8 protein-coding genes and 1 tRNA gene are annotated in these 7878 nt (G+C 53.9%); 8 read left to right on the top strand and 1 reads right to left on the bottom strand.

Annotation, left to right across the window (positions count from 1 at the left end):
* Positions 1 to 4 precede the first annotated feature (4 nt).
* From tolR to BLX41_RS18995, 8 genes are all read left to right on the top strand, one after another.
* Complete coding sequence (gene tolR, locus BLX41_RS18960; RefSeq protein WP_011063015.1) at positions 5 to 457, top strand: protein TolR; 453 nt, start codon at positions 5 to 7, stop codon at positions 455 to 457.
* Positions 457 to 1518 carry a cell envelope integrity protein TolA gene (gene tolA / locus BLX41_RS18965; protein ID WP_123726122.1) on the top strand — a complete coding sequence of 354 codons (1062 nt, stop codon included), beginning with the start codon at positions 457 to 459 and terminating at the stop codon, positions 1516 to 1518. Before tolR ends, tolA begins: the two co-directional genes overlap by 1 nt.
* Positions 1519 to 1535: 17 nt before the next feature.
* Positions 1536 to 2816, top strand: coding sequence for a Tol-Pal system beta propeller repeat protein TolB (gene tolB / locus BLX41_RS18970; protein ID WP_015636767.1), 1281 nt, complete (start codon positions 1536 to 1538; stop codon positions 2814 to 2816).
* A gap of 53 nt (positions 2817 to 2869) precedes the next feature.
* Positions 2870 to 3367 carry a peptidoglycan-associated lipoprotein Pal gene (pal, locus tag BLX41_RS18975; protein ID WP_003227510.1) on the top strand — a complete coding sequence of 166 codons (498 nt, stop codon included), beginning with the start codon at positions 2870 to 2872 and terminating at the stop codon, positions 3365 to 3367.
* A gap of 6 nt (positions 3368 to 3373) precedes the next feature.
* Complete coding sequence (gene ybgF, locus BLX41_RS18980) at positions 3374 to 4198, top strand: tol-pal system protein YbgF (RefSeq protein WP_123726123.1); 825 nt, start codon at positions 3374 to 3376, stop codon at positions 4196 to 4198.
* 166 nt (positions 4199 to 4364) lie between these two features.
* Positions 4365 to 5012, top strand: a complete 648-nt coding sequence (queE, locus tag BLX41_RS18985) for a 7-carboxy-7-deazaguanine synthase QueE (RefSeq protein WP_123726124.1) — start codon at positions 4365 to 4367, stop codon at positions 5010 to 5012.
* A gap of 1 nt (position 5013) precedes the next feature.
* Positions 5014 to 5715: a 7-cyano-7-deazaguanine synthase QueC gene (gene queC, locus BLX41_RS18990; protein ID WP_123726125.1), complete on the top strand. Its 702-nt coding sequence runs from the start codon at positions 5014 to 5016 to the stop codon at positions 5713 to 5715.
* Positions 5716 to 5778: 63 nt separating this feature from the next.
* A tRNA-Lys gene (locus BLX41_RS18995) sits at positions 5779 to 5854 on the top strand.
* Positions 5855 to 7100: 1246 nt separating this feature from the next.
* Here the strand turns inward: BLX41_RS18995 and BLX41_RS19000 are convergent.
* A partial coding sequence (locus BLX41_RS19000) for a fimbrial protein (protein WP_185073673.1) occupies positions 7101 to 7878 on the bottom strand: 778 nt, incomplete at its 5' end.

The following is a 7878-nucleotide window of genomic DNA, read 5'->3' on the forward strand; positions in this document are numbered from 1 at the left end:
CCCAATGGCCCGAGTTCGCCACAAACGCAAGCCGGTTGCCGAGATGAACGTGGTGCCTTACATCGACGTGATGTTGGTACTGCTGGTTATCTTCATGGTGACCGCGCCGATGCTCAATCAGGGCGTGAAAGTTGACCTGCCCAAGGTTTCCAGCGAAGCCTTGCCCCAGGACAACAACACCCAGGTACTGACCATTTCGATCAAGGCTGACAAGACCTACTACTGGAACCTTGGCAGTGAAGTCGACACCGAAAAGCAACAGGACAAGGCGATGACCTTGCCGCAGATGACCGACGCGGTGACCAAGATCATCCGTGCCGGCAACGAAGGCGGCAAACACACCCAGGTGTTCATTCGCGGTGATAAATCCGTCGACTACGGCGCCGTGATGGGTGCCATGGGCGGCCTGCAGAAAGCCGGAGTCGGTAACGTTGGCTTGATTACCGAGGCGCCCTGATGCACCAACAGCGAGAGCCGTCCGCCTCGGAAAGCTACTTCTGGCCTAGTGTCTGGGCAATCGCCCTGCACGTGCTGGTGTTTGGCATGCTGTTCGTCAGCTTCGCCATGACCCCGGAATTGCCCCCGGCCAAGCCGATCGTCCAGGCGACCCTGTATCAGCTGAAATCCAAGAGCCCGGCGACCACCCAGACCAATCAAAAAATTGCGGGTGAGGCGAAGAAATCCGCCGCGCGTCAGACCGAAGCCGAGCAACTGGAGCAGAAGAAGGTCGAGCAGGAAGAGATCAAGGCTGCGGAACAAAAGAAAGAAGAGGCTGCTCAAAAGGCCGCGGAAGCGAAAAAGGCCGATGAAGCCAAGAAGGCTGACGAGGCGAAGAAGGCTGATGAAGCCAAGAAAACTGCGGAAGCCAAGAAGGCTGAAGAGAAGCAATTGGCTGATGTAGCCAAGAAGAAAGCCGAAGAAGAAGCCAAGAAAGCCGCTGAAGAAGAGGCCAAGAAAAAGGCCGCTGAAGAGGCCAAGAAAAAAATCGTCGAAGACGCGAAGAAGAAAGCCGCGGAAGACGCGAAGAAGAAAGCTGAAGCTGACGAGGCGAAGAAGAAGATCGCTGAGGATGCGAAGAAAAAAGCTGCCGCCGACGCCGCGAAGAAAAAGGCCCAGGAAGCAGCGCGCAAATCTGCCGAAGAGAAAAAGGCCCAGGCCCTGGCAGACTTGCTATCCGATACGCCGGAGCGTGAAGCCACGAAGTCGGATGAGGTGGGGGACAGTGTCGCGGGCAGTTTCGATGACCTGATTCGTATCCGTGCAGCGGAAGGCTGGGCTCGTCCTCCTTCGGCGCGCAAGGGCATGACGGTGGAACTGCGGATCGGCATGTTGCCTGATGGCACGGTGACTACGGTTAGCGTGATCAAGTCCAGTGGTGATGGTCCGTTCGACGCTTCGGCGGTGGCGGCAGTCAAGAACATTGGGCGTTTGACAGAAATGCAGGGTTTGAGTCCGAAGGATTTCGCGCCCTATCGTTCATTCAAGATGACATTCACACCTGAGGATCTAGCCTTGTGAGAAACCTTCTTCGAGGAATGCTTGTCGTTATTTGCTGTATGGCAGGGATAGCGGCAGCGGATGAAAAAAACATTCTGGTCACCAGTGGCAGTGACCGGGCGACCCCGATTGCGGTAGTGCCGTTTGGCTGGCAAGGCGGCAGCGTGCTGCCGGACGACATGGCGCAGATCATCGGTGATGACCTGCGCAACTCGGGTTACTACGCACCGATTCCAAAGCAGAACATGATCAGCTTGCCCACCCAGGCCAGCGAAGTCATTTTCCGTGACTGGAAAGCGCTGGGTGCCCAGTACGTGATGGTCGGCAGCATTGTTCCAGCGGGCGGTCGCCTGCAGGTGCAATACGCGCTGTTCAACGTCGCCACCGAGCAGCAAGTGCTGACCGGTAGCGTATCGGGCAGTGTCGATCAACTGCGGGACATGTCGCACTACATTTCCGACCAGTCCTTTGAAAAGCTCACCGGCATCAAGGGAGCGTTCTCGACGCGCCTGCTGTATGTGACGGCTGAGCGCTTCTCGGTGAACAACACCCGTTACACCTTGCAGCGTTCGGACTACGACGGTGCACGGGCCGTGACTCTGTTGCAGTCCCGCGAGCCGATCCTGTCGCCGCGTTTCGCTCCGGATGGCAAGCGCATTGCGTACGTGTCGTTCGAGCAGAAGCGTCCGCGGATCTTCGTCCAGCACATCGACACCGGGCGTCGTGAGCAGATCACCAACTTCGAAGGCCTGAACGGTGCGCCTGCCTGGTCGCCGGATGGCACTCGCCTGGCATTCGTTCTGTCCAAGGACGGCAACCCGGATATCTATGTGATGAACATGGCATCCCGGCAGATCAGCCGCGTCACCAGTGGCCCGGGCATCAACACCGAGCCGTTCTGGGGCAAGGATGGTTCCACCATCTATTTCACCTCCGACCGTGGCGGCAAGCCGCAAGTCTATAAAAGCAATATCAATGGCGGTGGCGCCGAACGTGTGACCTTTATTGGTAACTACAACGCCAACCCGAAACTTTCTGCTGACGAAAAGACCCTGGTAATGATTCACCGCCAGGATGGTTTCACCAACTTCCGGGTAGCGGCTCAGGATTTGCAGCGCGGTAGCGTAAAAATCCTTACAGACACTAACCTTGATGAGTCAGCTACTGTTGCGCCCAACGGCACCATGGTAATCTACGCCACCCGCCAGCAGGGCCGGGGAGTCTTGATGCTCGTGTCCATTAATGGACGTGTGAGGCTCCCGCTTCCTACCGCTCAAGGCGAAGTCAGAGAACCGTCCTGGTCCCCTTACCTGAACTGACGCGGCGCTACAATGTTTCACTTAACACACTGGGGTTCATTAGGAGTTTCACGATGGAAATGTTGAAGTTTGGTAAGTTTGCTGCGCTGGCTCTGGCCATGGCTGTGGCTGTAGGTTGCTCCTCCAAAGGCGGCGACAACGCCGGTGAAGGCGCTGTTGATCCAAACGCTGGTTACGGCGCTAACACCGGTGCTGTTGATGGCTCCCTGAGCGAAGAAGCTGCTCTGCGCGCAATCACCACCTTCTACTTCGAATACGACAGCTCGGACCTGAAGCCAGAAGCCATGCGCGCTCTGGACGTTCACGCCAAAGACCTGAAAGCAAACGGCGCTCGCGTTGTTCTGGAAGGCAACACCGACGAACGTGGTACTCGTGAGTACAACATGGCTCTGGGCGAGCGTCGTGCTAAAGCCGTTCAGCGCTACCTGGTTCTGCAGGGCGTTTCCCCTGCACAGCTGGAGCTGGTTTCCTACGGTAAAGAGCGTCCAGTTGCTACTGGCCACGACGAGCAGTCCTGGGCTCAAAACCGTCGCGTCGAACTGCGTAAGTAATTCGTCATGCGAACGTGCCGTCGTGCTGTAACTATTTTGGCTCTCAGTCTCACGCCGCTCGCGGCGTGGTCTGCGGTTCCTGTGGTCGATAACAACTCCGGCTATAACAATAGCGGGAGCAGTTATCCGCCAGCGGGTTATGGCACGAACGGCGCCTATGCCGGGGGAGGGGTCTCGACCCCTGTCTCGGCACAGGGCGAGCTGTTCCAGCAACTGCAGCAAATGCAGGAGCAGATTGCACGCCAACAGGGTGTGATCGAAGTTCTGCAAAATGATGTAGCGCGCATGAAGCAGGAAAGCCTGGAGCGATACCAGGATCTTGATCGGCGCATAGGAAGCGGTGTTGCACCTGCCGCGACTCCTGAGAATTCTTCTGCCGGTGGCGATACCAATGCCGCCGGTGCTGCAGCTGGCGCTGCTGCCCAGGCACCCGCCGCCAGCAGCGAACCCGGTGATCCGGCCAAGGAAAAGCTCTATTACGATGCTGCCTTCGACCTGATCAAAGCCAAGGATTTCGACAAGGCCAGCCAGGCTTTCTCGGCATTCCTGCGCAAGTACCCCAATAGTCAGTACGCCGGCAATGCCCAGTATTGGCTGGGTGAAGTGAACCTGGCCAAGGGCGATCTGCAAGGTGCAGGTCAGGCGTTCGCCAAGGTTTCCCAGCTGTATCCGAAGCACGCCAAGGTGCCGGACTCGCTGTACAAGCTGGCTGATGTAGAGCGTCGCCTGGGTCATACCGACCGGGTCAAAGGCATTCTGCAGCAGGTGGTAGCCCAGTATCCTGGCACTTCTGCCGCTCAGTTGGCTCAACGGGATCTGCAACGCATGTAAATGCGTTGGCAGCCGTTACAAGAAACCCGCGCTTGCCGCGGGTTTTTTCGTTAGAATCCATGCCCTTTTTCTGAAATACGCTTCCTGGGATCTGCGCGATGGCGGGGTTCCTTGAAGTGCCTGACGGAGGCGGACAGCCTGTTTAGCTGTTACGCCCGTGGCGACTATGCAAGACACATTGAGAATCACCGAAGTTTTCTACTCGTTGCAGGGGGAGACTCGGACTGCCGGGCTGCCCACGGTTTTTGTGCGCCTGACCGGATGTCCGCTGCGTTGCCAATACTGCGACAGTGCCTACGCCTTCAGCGGTGGCACCCAACGTACCCTCGACAGCCTGCTGGAGCAGGTTGCCGGTTTTCGTCCGCGTTATGTCTGTGTCACCGGCGGTGAGCCGCTGGCCCAGCCCAATGCCATTCCCTTGCTCAAGCAGCTGTGCGATGCCGGTTATGAAGTGTCGCTGGAAACCAGTGGTGCTCTGGATATCTCCGCGGTGGACCCGCGAGTCAGCCGGATTCTCGACCTGAAGACTCCCGGGTCCGAAGAGTCCCACCGTAATCGCTACGAGAACATCGAGCTGCTGACCGCCAACGATCAGGTCAAGTTTGTCATCTGTTCCCGCGAGGACTATGACTGGGCCGTGTCCAAGCTGATCCAGTACGGCCTGGAGCGACGTGCCGGTGAAGTGCTGTTCTCGCCGAGCCACCATGACCTGAATGCACGGGACCTGGCGGACTGGATCGTCGCTGACAACCTGCCGGTGCGCCTGCAACTGCAACTGCACAAATACCTTTGGAATGATGAGCCGGGGCGCTGACATGACTGAGCAAGCACAGAACCAAACGTTGACCGAAAAACGTGCAGTGATCCTGCTCTCCGGCGGCCTGGACTCGGCCACCGTGGTGGCCATGGCCCGTGCCGAAGGCTACCGCTGCTACACCATGAGCTTTGATTACGGCCAGCGTCATCGTGCCGAGTTGCACGCTGCCGAGCGCGTGGCTCGCGACCTGGGCGTGGTGGAGCACAAGGTGATCGGCCTGAACCTCAACGGCATTGGCGGTTCGGCACTGACCGACAGTTCCATTGATGTGCCGGAAACACCCGGTGAGGGGATTCCGGTTACTTATGTGCCGGCACGCAACACCGTGTTCCTGTCCTTGGCCCTGGGCTGGGCGGAAGTCCTGGAGGCGCGGGATATCTTCATTGGCGTCAACGCCGTGGATTACTCCGGCTACCCGGATTGCCGTCCCGAGTTCGTCGAGGCTTTCGAGCGCATGGCCAACCTGGCGACCAAGGCCGGTGTTGAAGGGCAGGGCTTCCGTATCCAGGCGCCTCTGCAGAACCTCAGCAAGGCCGAGATCATCAAGGCCGGGGTGCGCCTGGGTGTGGATTACGGGCTGACGGTTTCCTGCTATCAGGCGGACGACAACGGGCACGCGTGCGGTAAATGTGACAGCTGCCGTCTGCGTGCGGAGGGCTTCAATGCGGCCGGTGTTAGCGATCCAACACCTTATTTTTGATTTTTTTCACATAGGGTGTTGAATTCCCGTTAGAAATCAGTATTATACGCGCCACCACACAGCGGGTCGTTAGCTCAGTTGGTAGAGCAGTTGGCTTTTAACCAATTGGTCGTAGGTTCGAATCCCACACGACCCACCATTTTCTAGCAGTATTTAAAATCCGAAAGGCCCACGAAAGTGAGGATTTTCGGGTTTTTTTTTGCCTGCAGAAACGTGTAGGTGCGGGGCTGGAAGGTGTTTAAGGCACAAAACATACTTACAGACATGCAGCCGTCTGTGGCGAACCATAGTTTCGAGCCGAGGTGATGTCAATATGGAATATTGTGAGGCTCAAGAACGAGCCTGGGCCATTTTGTCAATGGCGGGCTTAGAGCGCGTGAATCTGTAGGTATCTAACGGAATTTAGGTTGAAAGAACTCCTCCAGATCTGGATCTATAATTCCCAATTCAGATAGTGATTTACTCTGTATATTCGTTGATTTTTAGCCTATCCCGGAATCGATGGACAGATGGTTAAGGGGTATTCCTCGCATTTCTCTGCTCCAGCTCAATAGGGCTGAGATAACCTAGAGTCGAGTGGCGAGGGCGGTATTGTAGTTTTTAGAGTCATGAGTGAATATAAAACAGCGAAAATATTTAAAGCTTTAGGGGGGGGAGGTTGATGTTCGTTTTTATTTGTAATCCATCGTGTATGTCAAGGATGTATTAGCACTTCCGGCAGTGATATCGCTTTGCATTCGAATGTAGACAGCCTAAGTGAAACCCGCGACAAATACAGTCTGGAAAGACTTGAGAAAGAATATCAATTGTTTCGCCTCTGTACTTCGGGTCTGTAGAAATAACGAGTGCTTTGAGTGAGGGCATAATGCATGGTGGTCGATAGTTAATAGCCACAATACCTTCGAGAATCCTGCCCTTAGGTAATGTATGATTTATACTGCTAATTGTACAGGGAGCGTCTCCTGCTCCAAGGGGCGCGGTGGGGTTTATGCTTTATAATAGATCTTGTTTTAATGGGGGGATAGATAATATAAAGTGTTGTTAATTAAATTGCATAATATTGATTTTTTGTGATTTGTCGATGATATTAAATGTCTAATAGTGATCTTGCAGCGAACCTCCGGACAATAAAGTTGGAGCAGATAGGTGTGCGTTATCGCAGCAAACTAATTTTTTTGCTTAACACCGCATATGTATTTTTTGACTCGCTGTATTTCGTTGGTGTGCACTCCTCTCTCTCTCGACAGCCATTATTCCAATAAGGTTAGTTGAAGTATATTGCCTGTCGTCCTGTTTTTTGTTAAGAGTTTTTCTATTTGATTCTGAGGAAATAAAAATCCAATGTCGGGGGGCGTTTTGTTGCTGTGGTCGAGTGGATGTGTTTGCTATTCGTAATAGATTGTGAAAGTTAAAGATGCATTGGCACTGCCTGCTTTAACTGTGTCTTGGGTTTTAATATATGCAGCCTTCATTGGAATGGTAAAGCTGTCGCTTGTCTGGAAGTTCTCAATTAATGGGTTCGGTTTATTTAATGGAAGTGGCTTATCGTTGTTGTCGAGGATCTGGATACCTATGCCTTCGGCGGTGGAGGATTGATCCAATGCCACAATTGAGTTGTTGTAGCTCAGAATTGAAGTGGTAGGGTCTAGCTGATATGTGACTTTTTTCAAGGAAGGGCAGTTAGAGAGCTTAATGTTGAAACTCACCGGAGTTGATCGGCTGTTTATGGTTTTAAAATTTTCTGACTTTTGCTGACCCATATTGACCGGTGGAACGGGAGCGATCACGCATGTAGCACTGACAATACGGAACGAATTCTGCAGCTCAAATGAAATCGGGGCAGGAGTAAGGTCTGGAGCCACGAATTCGGCAAAGACTCCCGCCTGAACCTCATTATCATCTTTTACCTGGGAGATTTTGTATATATCCAGGGTAAAGGCATCTTCTCCAAAACTCCAGTTAGCAGAGTAGAACGTTGGATACGGTTTGAAGAATCTATTGTTGCCAGAATCAGTCAGTTTATATCCTAGTCCGGTGTTTCCCATGCTAAAAATATTATCAGAGCCAACTGGCTCTGATTGCCCAAGACGGTTCTTAATTCCTATTTGTTGGCGGCTACAATAAAACTTGGTTTTCGTTGTCGTGGCTGGTGTAGTATAGATA

The organism is Pseudomonas protegens, from assembly GCF_003732485.1.
Taxonomy (GTDB): Bacteria; Pseudomonadota; Gammaproteobacteria; order Pseudomonadales; family Pseudomonadaceae; genus Aquipseudomonas; species Aquipseudomonas protegens_B.

What these genes read in the sequence shown, in the direction of transcription:
- tolR (WP_011063015.1), top strand. Translation starts at nt 5, where the DNA reads ATGGCCCGAGTTCGCCACAAACGCAAGCCGGTTGCCGAGATGAACGTG.
- ybgF (WP_123726123.1), top strand. Translation starts at nt 3,374, where the DNA reads ATGCGAACGTGCCGTCGTGCTGTAACTATTTTGGCTCTCAGTCTCACG.
- queE (WP_123726124.1), top strand. Translation starts at nt 4,365, where the DNA reads ATGCAAGACACATTGAGAATCACCGAAGTTTTCTACTCGTTGCAGGGG.
- tolB (WP_015636767.1), top strand. Translation starts at nt 1,536, where the DNA reads ATGCTTGTCGTTATTTGCTGTATGGCAGGGATAGCGGCAGCGGATGAA.
- queC (WP_123726125.1), top strand. Translation starts at nt 5,014, where the DNA reads ATGACTGAGCAAGCACAGAACCAAACGTTGACCGAAAAACGTGCAGTG.
- pal (WP_003227510.1), top strand. Translation starts at nt 2,870, where the DNA reads ATGGAAATGTTGAAGTTTGGTAAGTTTGCTGCGCTGGCTCTGGCCATG.
- tolA (WP_123726122.1), top strand. Translation starts at nt 457, where the DNA reads ATGCACCAACAGCGAGAGCCGTCCGCCTCGGAAAGCTACTTCTGGCCT.